At 73.7% G+C, this 17,713-nt stretch carries 13 protein-coding genes and 1 pseudogene; 4 read left to right on the top strand and 10 right to left on the bottom strand.

All coding sequences use genetic code 11. The annotated features are described in order from the left end of the window. Positions 1-124 precede the first annotated feature (124 nt). From ACZ60X_RS05860 to ACZ60X_RS05835, 6 genes are all read right to left on the bottom strand, one after another. The gene (locus tag ACZ60X_RS05860) at positions 125-769 is read right to left on the bottom strand and encodes a LysE family translocator (RefSeq protein WP_469594402.1); all 645 of its coding nucleotides are present in this window, start codon (positions 767-769) and stop codon (positions 125-127) included. Positions 770-827: 58 nt separating this feature from the next. Next, complete coding sequence (locus tag ACZ60X_RS05855; RefSeq protein ID WP_469593730.1) at positions 828-1,979, bottom strand: XdhC family protein; 1,152 nt, start codon at positions 1,977-1,979, stop codon at positions 828-830. 42 nt (positions 1,980-2,021) lie between these two features. Beyond that, on the bottom strand, positions 2,022-3,479 hold the full coding sequence (locus ACZ60X_RS05850; protein ID WP_469593728.1) for an NCS2 family permease: 1,458 nt from the start codon (positions 3,477-3,479) through the stop codon (positions 2,022-2,024). A gap of 155 nt (positions 3,480-3,634) precedes the next feature. Continuing rightward, on the bottom strand, positions 3,635-6,016 hold the full coding sequence (pucD, locus tag ACZ60X_RS05845; protein WP_469593726.1) for a xanthine dehydrogenase subunit D: 2,382 nt from the start codon (positions 6,014-6,016) through the stop codon (positions 3,635-3,637). Positions 6,017-6,018: 2 nt separating this feature from the next. Further along, the gene (locus ACZ60X_RS05840; protein WP_469593723.1) at positions 6,019-6,600 is read right to left on the bottom strand and encodes a (2Fe-2S)-binding protein; all 582 of its coding nucleotides are present in this window, start codon (positions 6,598-6,600) and stop codon (positions 6,019-6,021) included. Continuing rightward, the gene (locus ACZ60X_RS05835) at positions 6,600-7,493 is read right to left on the bottom strand and encodes an FAD binding domain-containing protein (protein WP_469593721.1); all 894 of its coding nucleotides are present in this window, start codon (positions 7,491-7,493) and stop codon (positions 6,600-6,602) included. Before ACZ60X_RS05835 ends, ACZ60X_RS05840 begins: the two co-directional genes overlap by 1 nt. Before the next feature lie 342 nt (positions 7,494-7,835). On the opposite strand from ACZ60X_RS05835, the gene ACZ60X_RS05830 reads away from it, so the two are divergent. Continuing rightward, entirely contained in the window at positions 7,836-9,509 is a 1,674-nt protein-coding gene (locus tag ACZ60X_RS05830; protein WP_469593719.1) for a PucR family transcriptional regulator, read from the top strand. Positions 9,510-9,675: 166 nt separating this feature from the next. After that, the gene (locus ACZ60X_RS05825; RefSeq protein ID WP_469594398.1) at positions 9,676-10,443 is read left to right on the top strand and encodes a hypothetical protein; all 768 of its coding nucleotides are present in this window, start codon (positions 9,676-9,678) and stop codon (positions 10,441-10,443) included. A 91-nt stretch (positions 10,444-10,534) separates the two neighbouring features. On the opposite strand, the gene ACZ60X_RS05820 is transcribed toward ACZ60X_RS05825, so the two are convergent. Continuing rightward, positions 10,535-11,332, bottom strand: coding sequence for a GntR family transcriptional regulator (locus tag ACZ60X_RS05820; RefSeq protein WP_469594396.1), 798 nt, complete (start codon positions 11,330-11,332; stop codon positions 10,535-10,537). Positions 11,333-11,522: 190 nt separating this feature from the next. Here ACZ60X_RS05820 and ACZ60X_RS05815 point away from each other — a divergent pair. Together ACZ60X_RS05815 and ACZ60X_RS05810 are read left to right on the top strand one after the other, a co-directional pair. Beyond that, positions 11,523-12,325: pseudogene (locus tag ACZ60X_RS05815) on the top strand (iron-sulfur protein). Positions 12,326-12,655: 330 nt separating this feature from the next. After that, entirely contained in the window at positions 12,656-13,696 is a 1,041-nt protein-coding gene (locus ACZ60X_RS05810; protein ID WP_469593717.1) for a DUF2637 domain-containing protein, read from the top strand. 78 nt (positions 13,697-13,774) lie between these two features. Here ACZ60X_RS05810 and ACZ60X_RS05805 read toward each other — a convergent pair whose 3' ends face one another. The 3 genes from ACZ60X_RS05805 to ACZ60X_RS05795 form a co-directional block, all read right to left on the bottom strand. Next, positions 13,775-14,218, bottom strand: a complete 444-nt coding sequence (locus tag ACZ60X_RS05805; RefSeq protein ID WP_469593715.1) for an ATP-binding protein — start codon at positions 14,216-14,218, stop codon at positions 13,775-13,777. Positions 14,219-14,552: 334 nt separating this feature from the next. Next, positions 14,553-16,295, bottom strand: a complete 1,743-nt coding sequence (locus tag ACZ60X_RS05800; protein WP_469593713.1) for a pyruvate dehydrogenase — start codon at positions 16,293-16,295, stop codon at positions 14,553-14,555. Positions 16,296-16,323: 28 nt separating this feature from the next. After that, positions 16,324-17,433 carry a protein phosphatase 2C domain-containing protein gene (locus ACZ60X_RS05795; RefSeq protein ID WP_469594393.1) on the bottom strand — a complete coding sequence of 370 codons (1,110 nt, stop codon included), beginning with the start codon at positions 17,431-17,433 and terminating at the stop codon, positions 16,324-16,326. Positions 17,434-17,713 lie beyond the last annotated feature (280 nt).

Raw genomic sequence — 17,713 nt, 5'->3', positions numbered from 1 at the left:
AGCGGGTCCGGCGGCGTCCGGTGCGGTGCGGCGGCGCCCCGAAAGGGGCGCGGGGCACCGCGCGCCCAGCCGCGGCGGACCCGCGGCCGCCCGACGGCACGCCGCGGCGCCTTCGGCGGAGCGCTCAGTCCCCGCGCCCCGTCACGGCCACCGTCACGCCCAGCCCGATCATGGTCAGTCCCCCGGCCCCGCCGACGGCGGACAGCCGACCCGGCGAGCGCGCGAACCACTCCCGCGCCGCGGACGCCACCAGCCCCCACACACTGTCGGAGACCAGCGCGATGGCGTTGAAGACGAGCCCGAGCAGCAGCATCTGCGCCGGGACGTGTCCCTGCTCGCGGTCCACGAACTGCGGCAGCACGACGGCGAAGAACACGGTCGTCTTGGGGTTGGCTACCCCGACCGCGAAGCCCTCCCAGAAGGTGCGCCGGGCCCCCTGCCCGACGGCGCGGTCCGGCCGCGCGAACGCGGCCCGCAGCGAGCCGCGTTGCCGCCAGGCCCGCACGCCGAGGTACACGAGGTAGGCGGCGCCCGCGAGCTTCAGGACGGTGAAGACGAGGACCGAGCGCTCGACGACCGTGCCGATGCCGAGCGCGACGGCGGCGACGAGCACGTACGCGCCGGCGGTGTTGCCGGCGACGGTGGTCAGCGCGGCCCTGCGGCCGTGGGCGAGGGCGCGCCCGACGACGAACAGCACGCTGGGGCCGGGAACCACGATGAGGACGAGGGACAGAGCCGCGAAGGCGGCCAGCCGGTCGAGGGACACCATGCCCCATGCAAGCACGGGGACCGCACCGCCCGGCAAGCCGATTTCCCGGCAGCGCTCTTCACGCCACCGAACCGATCCGTCCCGCCGGCCGGGAAGCCGTGTCGTGGTGGATCGGGGTGTGCGCGCCGGTCAGGGCGACCCCGCTGCCGCCGCGCCGGTCGGCGACGATCTCCGCGCCGATCGACAGGGCCGTCTCCTCCGGCGTACGGGCGCCGAGATCGAGTCCGATCGGCGAGCGCAGCCGGGCCAGTTCGAGTTCGGTGACGCCGACGTCGCGCAGGCGCTGGTTGCGGTCGAGGTGGGTGCGGCGCGAGCCCATCGCGCCGACGTAGGCGACCGGCAGGCGCAGGGCGAGCCGGAGCAGCGGTACGTCGAACTTGGCGTCGTGGGTGAGGACGCACAGGACCGTACGGCCGTCGGTCCGCGTGCGCTCCAGGTACCGGTGGGGCCACTCGACGACGATCTCGTCGGCCTCGGGGAAGCGGGCCCGGGTCGCGAACACCGGGCGGGCGTCGCACACGGTGACGTGGTAGCCGAGGAACTTGCCGACCCGGACCAGCGCGGAGGCGAAGTCGATCGCGCCGAAGACGATCATCCGGGGGGCGGGCACGGAGGACTCGACCAGGACGGTGAGCGGGGCGCCGCAGCGCGAGCCCTGCTCACCGATCTCCAGGGTGCCGGTGCGGCCCGCGTCCAGGAAGGCACCGGCCTCGGCGGCGACCGTGCGGTCCAGTTCGGGGTGGGCGCCGAAGCCGCCGTCGCGGGAGCCGTCGGGACGGACGAGGAGGGCCCGGCCCCGCAGCTCGGCCGGGCCGTCCACGATCCGCGCGACCGCCGCCGCCTCCCCACGGGCGGCGGCGGCCAGCGCGGCCGCGAGCACCGGCCGGGCGGGACCGTCCGCCCGGACCGGTGTGACGAGGACGTCGATGATTCCGCCGCACGTCAGGCCGACGGCGAAGGCATCCTCGTCGCTGTAGCCGAAGCGTTCGAGCACGGTTTCCCCGTCCTCGAGCGCCTGTCGGCACAGTTCGTACACGGCGCCCTCCACGCACCCGCCGGAGACCGAGCCGATCGCGGTGCCCTCGGCGTCCACCGCGAGGGCGGCGCCGGGCTGGCGCGGGGCGCTGCCGCCGACGGCCACCACGGTGGCGACGGCGAAGTCACGGCCCTGCTCGACCCACCGGTTCAGCTCCGCGGCGATGTCCAGCATGTGTCGGTCTCCTCACAGGATGGTTTGTGGGCGTTGGCCGGGCTAGTGCACGCCGAGCCAGGCCTCGATGGGATGGAGGGCGAAGTAGACCAGGAAGACCACCGTGAGGCCCCACATGAAGGCGCCGATCTCGCGGGCCCTGCCCTGGGCGGCCTTGATGGCCGTGTAGGAGATGACGCCGGCGGCGACACCGGTGGTGATGGTGTACGTGAACGGCATCAGGACGACGGTCAGGAAGACCGGGATCGCGGTGGCGCGGTCGGCCCAGTCCACGTGCCGGGCGTTCATCAGCATCATCGCGCCGATGACGACGAGGGCGGCGGAGGCGACCTCCTGCGGCACGATCGCGGTGACCGGGGTGAAGAACAGGCAGGCCGCGAAGAACAGGCCCGTCACCACGGACGCCAGGCCCGTGCGGGCCCCCTCGCCGACGCCGGTCGCGGACTCGATGAACACGGTCTGGCCGGAGCCGCCCGCCACGCCGCCGATCGCACCGCCCATGCCGTCGATGAACAGCGCCTTGGACAGGCCGGGCATCCGGCCCTTGTCGTCGGCGAGGTTCGCCTCGGTGCCGACGCCGATGATGGTGGCCATCGCGTCGAAGAAGCCGGCGAGGACGAGCGTGAAGACGATCATGGTGATCGTCATCGCGCCGGCCTTGCCCCAGCCGCCGAACTCCACGTGCCCGAGGAGCGAGAAGTCGGGCATCGACACGGCGCCGCCGTGCAGTTCGGGGGCGCCGTTGGCCCACTGCCCGGGATCGATGACGCCGAGGCCGTTGAGGACCGCGGCGACGATCGTGCCGGAGACGATGCCGATGAGGATGGCGCCGGGGATGTTCCGGGCCTGGAGCATGAAGATCAGCAGCAGGGTGCCGGCGAAGAGCAGCACCGGCCAGCCGGCGAGCTGGCCCGCGGGGCCGAGGGCGAGCGGGGTGGCCTTGCCCTGGTGCACGAAGCCGGACTTGTAGAAGCCGATGAGCGCGATGAACAGGCCGATGCCCATCGTGATGCCGTGCTTGAGCGCGAGCGGGATCGCGTTCATGATCATTTCGCGCAGGCCGGTGACGACCAGCAGCATGATGACCACGCCGTACATCACACACATGCCCATGGCCTGCGGCCAGGTCATGTTGGGGGCGACCTGCGAGGACAGCACGCCCGATACGGACAGCCCGGCGGCGAGCGCCAGGGGCACCTTGCCGACGAAGCCCATGAGCAGCGTGGTGAACGCGGCGGCGAGCGCGGTCGCGGTGATCAGCGCCTTCTGCCCGAGCGTGTCCCCGTGGACGTCCTTGCCGGACAGGATGAGCGGGTTGAGCAGGAGGATGTAGGCCATCGCCATGAAGGTGGTGATGCCGCCGCGCACCTCTCGCGCGAGGGTCGATCCTCTGGTGGATATGTGGAAGTACCGGTCGAGCCAGGACCGTCCCGCGGGGACGCGGCTGCCGTCGCCGGCGTCCTCCGCCGCGGTCCTCGGCTCTGTTGACTGCTGGGTCATGGGCCAACTCCCAAGGTTCACAGGGGCACCCGTACAACTGCCGTGGCGGTCACGGGATTTGGGATTGGACGACCCGGGGGACGGCCCGAGACGAACAGTGGGGGCCGGGGGGACGGGAGTCCCCCCGGGAGATCACCGGCAGAATCCCCGAAGGGTCACGCGCCCGTGAGGTGCTCGGGCCGTACCGGAGTGCGGTTCAGCTCCAGCCCGGTCGCGTTCCGGATCGCCGCGAGGACGGCCGGCGTCGACGACAGGGTCGGGGCCTCGCCGATGCCGCGCAGCCCGTAGGGGGCGTGCTCGTCGGCGAGTTCGAGGACGTCGACCGGGATGGTCGGCGTGTCGAGGATGGTCGGGATCAGGTAGTCGGTGAAGGAGGGGTTCCTGACCTTCGCCGTCTTCGGATCGACGATGATCTCCTCCATCACCGCCACGCCCAGGCCCTGGGTCGTGCCGCCCTGGATCTGGCCGACGACGGAGAGCGGGTTGAGCGCCTTGCCGACGTCCTGGGCGCAGGCCAGCTCGATGACCTTGACCAGGCCGAGTTCGGTGTCGACCTCGACGACGGCGCGGTGCGCGGCGAAGGAGTACTGGACATGCCCGTTGCCCTGGCCGGTGCGCAGGTCGAAGGCCTCGGTCGGCCGGTGCCGCCATTCCGCCTCGATCTCGACGGCCTCGCCCTCCAGGACGTCGGCCAGGTCGCCGAGGACCTCGCCGCCGTCGGTGACGACCTTGCCGCCCTCCAGCAGGAGTTCGGCCGTGGCCCAGGCCGGGTGGTAGGAGCCGAACTTGCGGCGGCCGATCTCCAGCACCCGTTCGCGGACCAGCTCGCAGGCGTTCTTCACGGCGCCGCCGGTGACGTACGTCTGACGGGAGGCCGAGGTCGAACCGGCGCTGCCCACCTGGGTGTCGGCCGGGTGGATGGTCACCTGGGTGACGCCGAGTTCGGTGCGGGCGATCTGCGCGTGGACGGTGACACCGCCCTGGCCGACCTCCGCCATCGCGGTGTGCACGGTCGCGACCGGCTCGCCGCCGATGACCTCCACGCGCACCTTGGCGGTGGAGTAGTCGTCGAAGCCCTCGGAGAAGCCGACGTTCTTGATGCCGACGGCGTAGCCGACACCGCGTACGACGCCCTCGCCGTGCGTGGTGTTGGACAGACCGCCGGGCAGCTGCCGCACGTCGGCGCCCTCGCTGGACTCCCACTGGCGCTCGGGCGGCAGCGGCATCGCCTTGACGCGGCGCAGGAGTTCGGCGACCGGGGCCGGGGAGTCGACGGGCTGGCCCGTCGGCATGATGGTGCCCTGTTCCATCGCGTTCAGCTGCCGGAACTCCACCGGGTCCATGCCGAGCTTCTTCGCCAGCTTGTCCATCTGCGCCTCGTAGGCGAAGCACGCCTGGACCGCGCCGAAGCCGCGCATGGCGCCGCAGGGCGGGTTGTTGGTGTAGAGGGCGATGGCCTCGATGTCGACGTCGTCGACGACGTACGGGCCGACGGAGAGGGAGGAGGCGTTGCCGACGACCGCCGGGGAGGCGGAGGCGTACGCGCCGCCGTCCAGGACGATCCGGCACTTCATGTGGGTCAGCTTGCCGTCGCGCGTGGCCCCGTGCTCGTAGTACAGCTTCGCCGGGTGGCGGTGGACGTGCCCGAAGAAGGACTCGAACCGGTTGTAGACGATTTTGACCGGCTTGCCGGTGCGCAGGGCGAGCAGGCAGGCGTGGATCTGCATCGACAGGTCCTCGCGGCCGCCGAACGCGCCGCCGACGCCGGCCAGCGTCATGCGCACCTTCTCCTCGGGCAGGCCGAGGACGGGCGCGATCTGGCGCAGGTCGGAGTGGAGCCACTGGGTGGCGATGTAGAGGTGGACGCCGCCGTCCTCCTCGGGCACGGCGAGCCCGGACTCCGGGCCGAGGAAGGCCTGGTCCTGCATGCCGAAGGTGTACTCGCCCTCGACGATCACGTCCGCCCGCCTGCGGGCTTCCTCCACGTCGCCGCGGACGATCGGCTGGCGGTGCACGATGTTGGGGTGCGGGACGTGGCCCGCGTGGTGGTCGTCGCGGCCCTCGTGGACGAGGACCGCGTCCGGCGCGGTCGCGGAGGCCTCGTCGGTGATGACGGGGAGTTCCCGGTAGTCGACCTTGATCTTGGCGGCGGCGCGGCGGGCCGTCTCCGGGTGGTCGGCGGCGACGATCGCGACCGGCTCGCCGTGGTGGCGGACCTTTCCGTGCGCGAGGACCGGGGTGTCCTGGATCTCCAGGCCGTAGGTCTTCACCCCGGTGGGCAGGTCGTCGTACGTCATGATCGCGTACACGCCCGGCATGGCGAGGGCCTCGGAGGTGTCGATCGAGACGATCTCGGCGTGGGCGACGGTGGAGCGCAGGATCTGGCCCCACAGCATGTCCTCGTGCCACATGTCGGACGAGTACGCGAACTCGCCGGTGACCTTGAGGGTGCCGTCCGGGCGGAGCGTGGACTCGCCGATGCCGCCCTTGGTCTGGGACCCCTGGGTGATCTTGGTGGGAGCGCCGTTGGTGGGCACGGTCAGACCGCCTCTTGCTGCCGGGCGGCCGCCAGGCGGACCGCGTCCATGATCTTCTCGTAGCCCGTGCAGCGGCACAGGTTGCCCGACAGCGCCTCGCGGATGTCCGCGTCGGTCGGGTTCGGGTTGCGCTCCAGGAGTTCGTCGGAAGCGACGAGCAGACCCGGGGTGCAGAAGCCGCACTGGACGGCGCCGGCGTCGATGAACGCCTGCTGGACGGGGCTGAGTTCGGTGCCCTCGCCGGTCTGCGAGTCGGTGCCCTTGGCCGCCCACTGCTGGGCGTCCTGCAGCGTCGTGCCGCAGGCGCCGGACGCGCAGCCGCCCTCGGCGCGCTGCTTGGCGAAGTCCGCAAGGCCCTCGACGGTCACGACGTCGCGGCCCTCGACCTGGCCGGCCGCGACCAGGCAGGAACAGACCGGCACGCCGTCCAGGCGCACGGTGCAGGAGCCGCACTCGCCCTGCTCGCAGGCGTTCTTGGAACCGGGCAGGCCGAGGCGCTCGCGCAGGACGTACAGCAGGGACTCGCCCTCCCAGACGTCGTCGGCCTCCTGCGGACGTCCGTTGACGGTGAAGTTGACGCGCATTACGCAGCTCCCTCGGATGCGCGGCGGGCGCCGCGGTAGGACTCCCAGGTCCAGGTGAGCGTCCGGCGGGCCATGACGCCGACCGCGTGGCGGCGGTAGCTCGCGGTGCCCCGGACGTCGTCGATCGGGTTGCAGGCGGCGGAGCACAGGTCCGCGAACTGCTTGGCGACCGACGGGGTGATGATCTTTCCGTTGTCCCAGAAGCCGCCCTCTTCCAGGGCCGCGTTCAGGAACTCCTCGGCGGCCCGCGCCCGCACGGGCGTGGGCGCGGCCGAGCCGATGCCGGTGCGCACGGTGCGGGTCTCGGGGTGCAGCGCGAGACCGAAGGCGCACACGGCGATGACCATGGCGTTGCGGGTGCCGACCTTCGAGTACTGCTGCGGGCCGTCGGCCTTCTTCACGCGCACGGCGCGGATCAGCTCGTCGGGCTGGAGCGCGTTGCGCTTCACGCCCGTGTAGAACTCGTCGATCGGGATGAGGCGGGTGCCGCGGGCGGCGGAGGCCACCTCGACCTCGGCGCCGGCGGCGAGGAGGGCGGGGTGGGCGTCACCGGCGGGCGAGGCCGTGCCGAGGTTGCCGCCGACGCCGCCGCGGTTGCGGATCTGCGGGGAGGCGACCGTGTGCGAGGCGAGCGCGAGGCCCGGCAGCTCGGCACGGAGATTCTCCATGATCTTCGTGTACGGGACGGAGGCACCCAGCCGTACGCTGTCCTCGCCGATCTGCCACTCGGCCAGCTCGCCGATGCGGCCCAGGTCCAGCAGGTACTCGGGCCGGCGGTGGTCGAAGTTGATCTCGACCATCACATCGGTGCCACCCGCAATCGGCACAGCGGTGGGGTGCTCGGCCTTCGCGGCGAGCGCCTCCTCCCAGCTGGCGGGGCGAAGGAAGTCCATGACCGGCTCTCTTCTTCGTCTCGTGAGTCGTGCAGATTGAGCCAATCCGTGTGCGGCGGGGGCGGCTCGTTCATGTCCTGTTAACGCGGAACGAACTCAGTACACCGCCCCGTACTCCGGCGGGTCAGTCACCGAAACCATGAAGGAGTTGGCTGGCCACGACAGGCATCTTGTAGATTCGTATGAACGGAGGTCATCGGTAACCTCTCCGATTTCCTGGGGAAACGCAGGAAACAGCGCGGAGACCCCGGAGCGCGCCCTGTACGGCCCCGTGCCGGGCCCCTTCCACGACACCCTCCAAGATCCATCGTAGGTTTCGAGACAAAGAACGGCGGCGACGAGATGCGGCTGCGCGCACTTCTGGACACCGATGCGCTGGGGCTGCGGCTACTCGGCGGCGAGAACGAGCTGGACCGTACGGTGCGGGGCGTCATGACCACCGACCTGCGTGACCCGAGCCGCTACCTGGCGGGCGGCGAGCTGGTGCTGACGGGCCTCGCCTGGCGCCGGGACGCCGCCGACTCCGAGCCCTTCGTCCGCACCCTGGTGCAGGCCGGCGTGGCCGCGCTGGCCTCCGGCACGGCGGAGCTGGGCTACGTCCCGGACGACCTGGTGCTGGCCTGCGCCAGGCACCGGCTGCCGCTGTTCGCGGTGGACGAGTCGGTGGCCTTCGCGACGATCACCGAGCACGTCGTACGGCAGGTCTCCGGCGAGCGCGCCGGGGACCTGGCCGCCGTCGTGGACCGGCACCGGCGGATGATGACCTCGGGCCCGGCGGGCGGCGGCCCGGACGTGGTCCTGGACCTGCTGGGCACCGACCTGGACCTGCGCGCCTGGGTGCTCTCGCCCGCCGGCCGGATGATCGCCGGCTCGAAGGTGGCGGGCCCGGCGCTGCCCGCGGAGACCTGCGCGAAGCTGGCGGCCGAGCACCTGGCCGCCACCCGCACCGGCCGCCGCGGCCCGCACCGCGTCCTGCTCGGCGGCGCCACGTACTCCCTCTTCCCGGTCCGCTCCTCCGGCCGCTCCCCACAAGGCGCCCGTGACGTGCGCGAGACGGTCCTGTCGGACTGGCTGCTGGCCGTCGAGGCGGACGCGGGCGACTGGCCCGAGGAGCGCATGGACCTGCTCCAGGGCGTGACCCAGCTGATCGCCGTCGAGCGCGACCGCCGTGACGCGGCGCGCACGGTGCGGCGCCGGCTCGCCCAGGAGGTGCTGGAGCTGGTGCAGACGGGCGCCGCGCCCGCCGAGATCGCGGCCCGCCTGCGGGTGGCCGCGCCGGTGCTGCTGCCCGGTCTCGGCGCCGCCCCGCACTGGCAGGTCGTGGTGGCCCGCGTGGAGTGGGAGGGCGAGGGCGTGGAGGGCGGCCCGGTCGCGCAGGCCCTGCTGGAGGAGGTGCTGGTCGACCCGCTGGCCACGGGCCCGGAGCCCTCGGACCGCATCGCGGTCGCGCACACCGGCGACGAGGCGATCGCCCTGGTGCCGCTCCCGGCGGTCTCCGCCGAGCACGACGGCTCGGAGACCGGGCTGCTCGCCGACGCCCTGCTGCGGGCGGTGCGCGAGCCGCTGTCGGCGGGCCTGGACGGCGACGGCCGGCTCACCCTCGGCGTCAGCGCCGCGGTGCACTCGGCGGAGGGGCTGCGCGGCGCCCTGGAGGAGGCCCGGCACGCCCGCCGGGTGGCCGCGGCCCGCCCCGGCCGGGTCTGCGCCGCGGGCCATCAGGAGCTGGCCTCGCACGTCCTGCTCCTGCCGTTCGTCCCGGACGACGTGCGCCGCGCCTTCACGGCCCGCCTGCTGGACCCGCTGAAGGACTACGACCGCCGCCACCGCGCCGAGCTGATCCCCACCCTGGAGGCGTTCCTGGACTGCGACGGCTCCTGGACCCGCTGCGCCACCCGGCTGCACCTGCACGTCAACACGCTGCGCTACCGGGTGGGCCGGATCGAGCAGTTGACGGGACGGGACCTGTCGCGCCTGGAGGACAAGCTGGACTTCTTCCTCGCGCTGCGCATGAGCTGAGGTCAGGGGGGCGCGCGGGGCCCGGACCCGGACGGGCCCGTACCCCACTACTTTGTGAAAACTTTCACCCACCCCCTTGGCCCCGCCGGGCGATCGGTGCTGGAATGCCGCCACCACTCAACAGCTCGATGGCGTGCTCGGGGAGGGCAACGTGGCGCACTCCGCCATGTCCGGCAACGGAACGACCGCCGGTGACGATCCGCTCCAGACCGCGGTGTGGCGGTTGCGCTCGCGGGCCTGCTGGGCGGACGCGGCGGCCCTGCTGCCCCACGACACCCCCGCGTCGGCACTCCAGCGGGCCGCGCTGCTGGTCGAACGGTGTCTGTACACCGAGCGCGGCTGGGCCGAGGCCGAGGACGCGCTGCGTACGGCGGAGGCACTCGCGCACACCGGCGAGGAGCGGGGCGCGGCGGCGTGCGAGCGCGGGCAGCTGGCCTACGCGGCGACGCTGCACGGGGTGCGGGACCGCGCGGACGAGGCACGGGCCGCGCTGGGCCGGGCGGCGGCCCTGATCCCTCCGGGAGCGGTGGGCCGGGCGCTGCTGGACTTCCGCCGGGGCCTGCTGGCGGAGAACCTGACCCGCTCCCCGCAGGCGGCCCGCGCCGCCTACCGCCGCGCCCACGCGGGGGCCACGGCGCACGCCGACCCCCTGCTGCTGTCCTTCACCTGGCGCCATCTCGCCGGACTCGCCCTGCGGGACGGCGAGTTGGCCGAGGCGCGGCACGGCTTCGCCGAATCCCTGCGGATCCGGGAGGAGTTGGGCTACCTGGTGGGTACGGCCCCGGCCCTCGCCTCGCTGGCCGACGCGGAGACCGAGCCGGAGGCGTCACGGCTGCGGGAGGAGGCGCGGCGGCTGTTCCGGCTGCTGGGCGGCGTACCCACGTGGCTGGCACGCCAGTTGACGCCGCCGGCGCCGGGGGCGGCGACGGCCTAGGCGGGCGGCTGCGGCGTAGGCGGGCGGCTGCGGCCCCCTCGCCGCACCCGGGAGACGCGCCCGCACCCGTACCACGCCTGGACCGGACCGCTCAGCCCGCGGACGCGAAGTGCTCCCCCACCAGGCCCCGCACCACCTCGACCTCGCCCGCGATCAGCGCCTCCAGCAGCGCCATGTGCTCCGCCGCGTCGGCGACCAGGCACCCACGGCCGCGCCGGACGGGGGGCCACTGGGAGCGGCGGTGCAGATCGGAGGCGATGCGGACCAGCTGCTCGTTGCCGGACAGGGAGAGCAGCGCCGCGTGGAACGCCCGGTCGGACTCCGCGTAGGCGGCCGGGCAGCCGGTCGCCGCCACCCGCACCGTCTCCTCCGCCAGCGGGCGCAGCTCGGCCCACCGCTCGGCCGGCACGGTGCGGGCGAGCCGCAGCATCACCGGCACCTCGATGAGCCCGCGCACCTCGGCCAGCTCCGCCAGCTCCCGGGCTCCGCGCCGCACGACCCTGAATCCCCGGTTCGGCACGACCTCGACGGCTCCCTCCAGGGCGAGCTGCTGCATGGCCTCGCGCACGGGCGTCGCCGAGACCCCGAAGCGCTCGCCGAGCACCGGCGCCGAGTACACCTCCCCCGGCTCCAGCTCACCGGTCACCAGCGCCGTGCGCAGCGCGTCCAGGATCTGCCCGCGCACCGAGGAGCGCTGCACCCCGGCCCGCGGCCCTGGGACCGGTGCCTCGGCGTGGGTGTGCTCGCCGCGCGCGCCGGGCAGCGCGGCCTCCCGCTCCCGGGCACCGGCGCCCGCCTGCGCCGCGCGCGCCTGCGCGGGCACCCGGGCGCCCCGCGCCTCGCAGCCGGGCGCCCCCGTCCCGGCGGAGCCCTGCGCGCCCTGTTTCACGGGGTCCACGGGATCCTCCTGGCGGCTTGTCGGCACTTGGGTCATTAACGACGGGTTGTCACTTGTCCGTCAAGCACCTTAGGCGCACATCCCGGCAGTGCAAACTCACCGGTCCGTACCGCTCACAGATCACTGAGGTGAGGCTTGCCTCCGTACGTCCGGCCCGCGCTCCAGGATCGGTGGTTCCGCAATGCCCGCTGCGGCCTCGCCGCTCACCGCCGCGTACGACCGCCCGACCGAGGTCCACCCCGGCCCGACCCTCACCGAGCCGGCCCCCGGACGGCCGCTGCCGGACGGCGCGGAACTGGACGCCTTCCTCGCCTGGGACGAGACCCAGGTGCTGCGGGACCACGGCCGCCGGGCCCGCCCGGACGTCGTCGCGAGCTTCGGCCTGCACCGCTACGCCTGGCCCGCCTGCCTGCTGATCACGATGCCGTGGTTCCTGCTGCGCCGGGTCCCCGGCTGCCCGTGACCCACGTCGCGTACGACCGCGCCGCCGGCCGCATGGCCGTGCGCCGCCCCGCCTCCTGCGCCTGCCTGCCGGGCGACCCGGCGGCGGCGCTGCCCGAGGCCGTCGTCGTACCGGACGAGGAGGCGCTGCGGGCCGAGGTGCGCGCGGCCGTGGCCGGGCCCCTGGAGCCGGTGCTCGCCGCCTTCGGGCCGCGCACGCGCCGGCGCGGGCGCGCGCTGTGGGGCATGGCGACCGACGAGGTGGTCGAGGGATTGTGGTACGTCGCCCGTCTGCTCGCCGGGGACGAGGAGGCGCGGGCCGTCCGGGAGCTGGAGGCGCTGCTGCCCGGCGCCACCCGGCCGTACGCCGGCGCGGCCGCGTTCCGGGTGCCGACCGGTCCGGACGGCGAGCCGCCGGCCACCCGCGACCGGGTGAGCTGCCGCATGTTCTGCACCGTGCGCCCCGAGGACACCTGCGTCACCTGCCCCCGCACCCGCGACGACGACCGGATCGCCAAACGGGCGCGCACGTCGATCGCCTGACGGGCCCTCAGCCGACGCGCGCGGGGACCGGAGCACCGCCGCCCGTCCACTAAGATCGGCACCGGCGGACGACCCGTTCACGGACCGGTCCCCGGACAGGGAATTCACAACTTCCTCACGTGCCGCGGGAGCTTTCCGAGGAACCACCCGTACGGGTAGTCTTATTCGAACTCAACTCCCGCCCCTCACGCGGCAGTTCGAGCAGAACGCCGTCTGCGGGCATCCCCTTGCACTTCCTTGGCGGCCTCTTGCCCCGAAACCCCCTGAGGGCCCTCGGGAGTGGGCCACTATGGCGGGCGTTACGCCCTATCCCAATGCAAGGGACCCCTGATGAGACTGACCGACATATCGCTGAACTGGCTGCTTCCGGGCGCCGTGCTGCTCCTGGGCATGCTGGCGGCGGTGGCGGTGCTCGCGCGCGGCAAGCGCTCCTCCGGGGAGAACGCGAGCGCCGACGACTCGTGGGAACGCAGCGAGGAGCGCCGACGGCGCAAGGAGGCCGTCTACGGCACCGCCTCCTACGTACTGCTGTTCTGCTGTGCGGCGGTCGCCGCCGCCCTGTCCTTCCACGGCCTCGTCGGCTTCGGCGAACAGAACCTGGGGCTGACCGGCGGCTGGCAGTACCTGGTGCCGTTCGGCCTGGACGGCGCGGCGATGTTCTGCTCGGTGCTCGCCGTGCGCGAGGCCAGCCACGGTGACGCGGCGCTCGGCTCCCGGATCCTCGTGTGGATGTTCGCCGCGGCGGCGGCCTGGTTCAACTGGGTGCACGCGCCCCGGGGCGCCGGCCACGCGGGCGCTCCCCAGTTCTTCTCCGGCATGTCGCTGTCGGCGGCCGTCCTGTTCGACCGCGCGCTGAAGCAGACCCGCCGGGCCGCGCTGCGCGAGCAGGGCCTGGTGCCGCGTCCGCTGCCGCAGATCCGTATCGTGCGCTGGCTGCGGGCACCCCGCGAGACCTACAAGGCCTGGTCGCTGATGCTCCTGGAAGGCGTGCGCAGCCTGGACGAGGCGGTCGAGGAGGTCCGCGACGACAAGCGGCAGAAGGAGGACCAGCGGCAGCGCCGGCGCGAGCAGCAGCGCATGGAGCGCGCCCAGCTGAAGGCGATCAGCCGGGGCCACCGCGCCTTCGCCGGCCGCGGCGGCCGGCAGGTCGAGGTGGCGGCGGTGGAGCGCGGCCCCGCCGAAGTGACCGCGGAGCCTGCCATAGCGAGCGCGGAACAACTGCCCGTGCGCGCCCGCCACTCCCTGCAGCCGGTCCGCACCGGCTCTGAGCCGGTGACCGTCGACCTCACCGCCGAGGACGACACCATGGCGCTGCCGCGCCTGGACTCCCTGGAGCGCAAGCTGAAGGACCTGGAGCAGCAGTTCGGCTAGGCCGCGCCCCCCTCGTCCCGGGCCGGGGGCGTGACCGCACGGGTCACGCCCCCGGCCCGTCGCGTACCGCCCGTGCCCCTACGCGGCCTCGGCGCCCAGTTCGAACCACACCGACTTGCCGACGCCGTGCGGCCGCACCCCCCACGCGTCCGCGAGGGACTGCACCAGCACCAGGCCGCGCCCATGGGTGTCGCTCTCCGCCTCCGGCGTCCTCAGCTCGGGTCTGCGGGCCACGAAGTCCCGTACCTCCACGCGCAGTCCGCCCGGCCCCACGACGGCCGTGAGGACCGCGTCGTCGTCGGTGTGCACGAGCGCGTTCGTGACCAGTTCGCTGGTGAGCAGTTCGGCGATCTCCGAGCGGCCCGGCCTGCCCCAGTGCCGCAGCAGTTCGCGCAGTTCCCTGCGGGCCTCGGGCACCGCCCGCAGATCCGCCCGGCCCAGCCTGCGCCGGAGCCGGTGCGCGTGGTCGGTGGTGGTTCCGGTCTCTTCCCCCGCCGTGTCCGCGGCGCTCCCCACGACCATGGGACCGCCCCCTCGTGCCTGCCTCTTCATGACCCCCGCCCGCACGATGTCTGCCCCTGCCCCTCCTGGTCGAACACGTTCACGGAGGATGCTTGCCCAGCAGAAACCAGGGCAGTCCTGGCATCCGCGCGAGGACCGCTGTTCGGCCACGGCCCCGCGCCGTGCGAGCCGCCCGCCGCCGCCGCCCGCACCCGCCCGCCCGCCGCCCGGCACGGCGCTGGGCGCCCCGGACGCCCCGGGACGGCGAGGCCGGTACGCCCGGCACCAGCCGTCGGCGCACCGTCACGCCCCGTGAAACTGGCCGAAATCCGCCCCTCCGGTCCGGTGTGCGCCGTTAGGGGCGGGGCACGTTGCGCAGGTTGGAGCGGGCCATCTGGAGCATCCGGCCGACACCGCCGTCGAGCACGATCTTGGACGCGGACAGCGCGAACCCGGTGACCATCTCGGCGCTGATCTTCGGCGGGATGGACAGCGCGCCCGGGTCGGTGACGATGTCCACCAGCGCCGGGCCCTTGTGCCGGAAGGCCTCCTTGAGCGACGCGGCGAGCTGCCTGGGCTTGTCCACCCGCACCCCGTACGCCCCGCAGGCCCGCGCGACGGCGGCGAAGTCCGGGTTGGTGTTGGCGGTTCCGTACGACGGCAGTCCGGCGACCAGCATCTCCAACTCGACCATGGCGAGCGAGGAGTTGTCGAACAGCACCACCTTGACCGGGAGGTCGTGCTGGACGAGCGTCAGGAAGTCGCCCATCAGCATCGAGAAGCCGCCGTCGCCCGACATGGACACCACCTGGCGGCGCCGGTCGGTGAACTGGGCGCCGATCGCCATGGGCAGCGCGTTGGCCATCGAGCCGTGCGAGAACGAACCGATGATCCTGCGGCGCCCGTTGGGCGAGATGTAGCGGGCCGCCCAGACGTTGCACATGCCGGTGTCGACGGTGAACACGGCGTCGTCGTCGGCGACTTCGTCGAGCACGGCGGCCACGTACTCGGGGTGGATCGGGAGGTGCTTGTCGACCTTGCGGGTGTAGGCGCTGACCACGCCCTCCAGGGCGTCGGCGTGCTTCTTCAGCATGCGGTCGAGGAAGCGCCGGTCGGTCTTCTCCCGCACGCGCGGGATCAGGCAGCGCAGCGTCTCGCGCACGTCGCCCCACACGGCGAGGTCCAGCCGGGAGCGGCGGCCGAGCACCTCCGGCCGCACGTCGATCTGGGCGATCCGCACGTCGCCGGGCAGGAAGGCGTTGTACGGGAAGTCGGTGCCGAGCAGGATCAGCAGGTCGCACTCGTGTGTGGCCTCGTAGGCGGCGCCGTAGCCGAGCAGACCGCTCATGCCGACGTCGTACGGGTTGTCGTACTGGATGAACTCCTTGCCGCGCAGGGCGTGCCCCACCGGCGACTTGACGCGCCCCGCGAACTCCATGACCTCGACGTGCGCGCCGGCCGTGCCGCTGCCGCAGAACAGCGTGACCCGGCCGGCCGCGTCGATCATCTCCACGAGCGCGTCGAGTTCGGCGTCGCCCGGCCGGACGGTGGGCCGGGAGGTGACGAGGGCGCTCTGCGCGGCCTTCTCCGGGGCCGGTTCGGCGGCGATGTCGCCGGGCAGCGAGACGACGCTGACCCCGCTCCGCCCGACCGCGTGCTGGATGGCGCTCTGCAGCAGCCGGGGCATCTGCCGGGCGTTGGAGATCAGCTCGCTGTAGTGGCTGCACTCCTGGAAGAGCCGGTCGGGGTGGGTCTCCTGGAAGTAGCCGAGGCCGATCTCGCTGGAGGGGATGTGCGAGGCGAGGGCGAGCACCGGGGCCATCGAGCGGTGCGCGTCGTACAGCCCGTTGATCAGGTGCAGGTTGCCCGGGCCGCAGGAGCCGGCGCAGGCGGCCAGCCGGCCGGTGATCTGCGCCTCCGCGCCCGCCGCGAACGCCGCGGTCTCCTCGTGGCGGACGTGGATCCAGTCGATGGCGGAGTTGCGGCGGACGGCGTCCACGACCGGGTTGAGGCTGTCGCCGACCACCCCGTACAGACGGTGCACGCCGGCGCGGACGAGGATGTCGACGAACTGCTCGGCGACGTTCTGTTTGGCCATGCCTCCCATGGAGGCACAGGGGACCCGCTCACGCCTCCCACACGGCCGCGGCCGTACGGTCGTCGGCGTAACCCTTCACCCGTACCTGGGCGTCGGCGAGGAACGCGGCGAGGCCCGGCGGGGTCCGGCCGGACCAGCGGCGGGCCAGGTACGCGCAGAGGGCGGGCTCGCCGCGCAGCGGTTCGGCCAGGCCCGCGCTGCACATCACCAGGGCGTCACCCGGCCGGGCGATCGAGGCGCGGAAACGGAACGGCTCGCGCGGGGGTTCCGGCGCCGGCTCGTAGGGGTCCGGCGGGGCCGGGAGGCCGAGGTCCATGGTGACCCGGTCGCCCTCGGGGGTCTCGGCGGCGGTGTCCTCCGGCGCCGGCCGCGGCTCGATGTCCTGCCAGGCGCCGTCCCGCAGCCGGAACAGCCCGCCGTCGCCGACGCCGAAGAACACACGGGTACGGCAGTCGGGGTCGCCCGGCAGCAGCAGACAGCGCAGGCTCGCCGTGTACTGCCGCGGGTCGACGCCCTGCTCGGCGGCGCTCGCCCGCAGTCTGCCGAGACTTCGGTCGGTGAGCCGGTGCAGCCCCGCCTTCAGTTCGCCGCGCCGGGCGGCCCGGATGTCCTCGACGAGCCCCGCATGGCTGCGGCCGACGGCCCGGCCGATCCACCGGCAGGCCTCGGCCGCCGCCAGATGCGCCCCCCGAGCGGTCCGCGCGCCGGTCGCCACCGCGACGAGGACCAGCGCCTGCTCCCCCGCGCCGAACCGCGCGGTGAGCAGCGCGTCCCGCCTCGGCTCGCCCCGGTAGCGCGCCGAGTCCCCCCGCAGCGACACCGCCCGCACCGTGCACGCCCCGTACCGGCCGCCGTCCAGCACGGTGTCCGCGACGAGTTCCCCCAGCGCGTCGGGGTCGGCGGCGGGCAGCGCGGTGGGCTCGGGGTCGTAGGTGGGCGGCCCGGAGCCGACGTAGTCGAGCGCGGAGGGAAGCGGCGGCGGGGCGGTCGCGCGGGTTGCCGGTGCGGGTGCCGGTCCCGGTGCCGGCCCGCCACCGGCGTGCGGCCTCCCGACCGAGCCGGCGGACCCGGCGTCCCCGGGTCGGGCGTCCATGGGCCCGGCGTCACTGGGGCCGGTGTCCCCAAGGCCGGCGTCCATCGGGCCGGCGTCCCCGAGGCCGGCGTCCATGGGGCCGGCGTCCATGGGCCCGGCGTCCATAGGACCGGCGTCCATAGGACCGGCGTCCATCGGGTCGACGTCCGTGGGGTCGGCGTCCCTAAGGTCGGCGTCCAGGGGTCCGGCCTCACTCGGGCCCGCATCCCCGAGGCCGGTGCCCATGGGCCCGGCGTCCATGGGCCCGGCGTCCATAGGACCGGCGTCCATAGGACCGGCGTCCATCGGGTCGACGTCCGTGGGGTCGGCGTCCCTAAGGTCGGCG

The organism is Streptomyces sp. NPDC104106, assembly GCF_055584345.1.
Note: the sequence above shows the minus strand (reverse complement) of the source record. Positions and strands in the feature narration are given on the sequence as shown.

Excerpts from the sequence above, each read along its gene's own strand:
- ACZ60X_RS05855 (WP_469593730.1), bottom strand. The coding sequence starts at position 1,979 with ATGCTGGACATCGCCGCGGAGCTGAACCGGTGGGTCGAGCAGGGCCGT.
- ACZ60X_RS05860 (WP_469594402.1), bottom strand. The coding sequence starts at position 769 with ATGGTGTCCCTCGACCGGCTGGCCGCCTTCGCGGCTCTGTCCCTCGTC.
- ACZ60X_RS05830 (WP_469593719.1), top strand. The coding sequence starts at position 7,836 with ATGCGGCTGCGCGCACTTCTGGACACCGATGCGCTGGGGCTGCGGCTA.
- ACZ60X_RS05840 (WP_469593723.1), bottom strand. The coding sequence starts at position 6,600 with ATGCGCGTCAACTTCACCGTCAACGGACGTCCGCAGGAGGCCGACGAC.
- ACZ60X_RS05835 (WP_469593721.1), bottom strand. The coding sequence starts at position 7,493 with ATGGACTTCCTTCGCCCCGCCAGCTGGGAGGAGGCGCTCGCCGCGAAG.
- ACZ60X_RS05805 (WP_469593715.1), bottom strand. The coding sequence starts at position 14,218 with ATGGTCGTGGGGAGCGCCGCGGACACGGCGGGGGAAGAGACCGGAACC.
- ACZ60X_RS05850 (WP_469593728.1), bottom strand. The coding sequence starts at position 3,479 with ATGACCCAGCAGTCAACAGAGCCGAGGACCGCGGCGGAGGACGCCGGC.
- ACZ60X_RS05795 (WP_469594393.1), bottom strand. The coding sequence starts at position 17,433 with ATGGACGCCGGCCTTGGGGACACCGGCCCCAGTGACGCCGGGCCCATG.
- ACZ60X_RS05825 (WP_469594398.1), top strand. The coding sequence starts at position 9,676 with ATGTCCGGCAACGGAACGACCGCCGGTGACGATCCGCTCCAGACCGCG.
- ACZ60X_RS05800 (WP_469593713.1), bottom strand. The coding sequence starts at position 16,295 with ATGGCCAAACAGAACGTCGCCGAGCAGTTCGTCGACATCCTCGTCCGC.
- ACZ60X_RS05810 (WP_469593717.1), top strand. The coding sequence starts at position 12,656 with ATGAGACTGACCGACATATCGCTGAACTGGCTGCTTCCGGGCGCCGTG.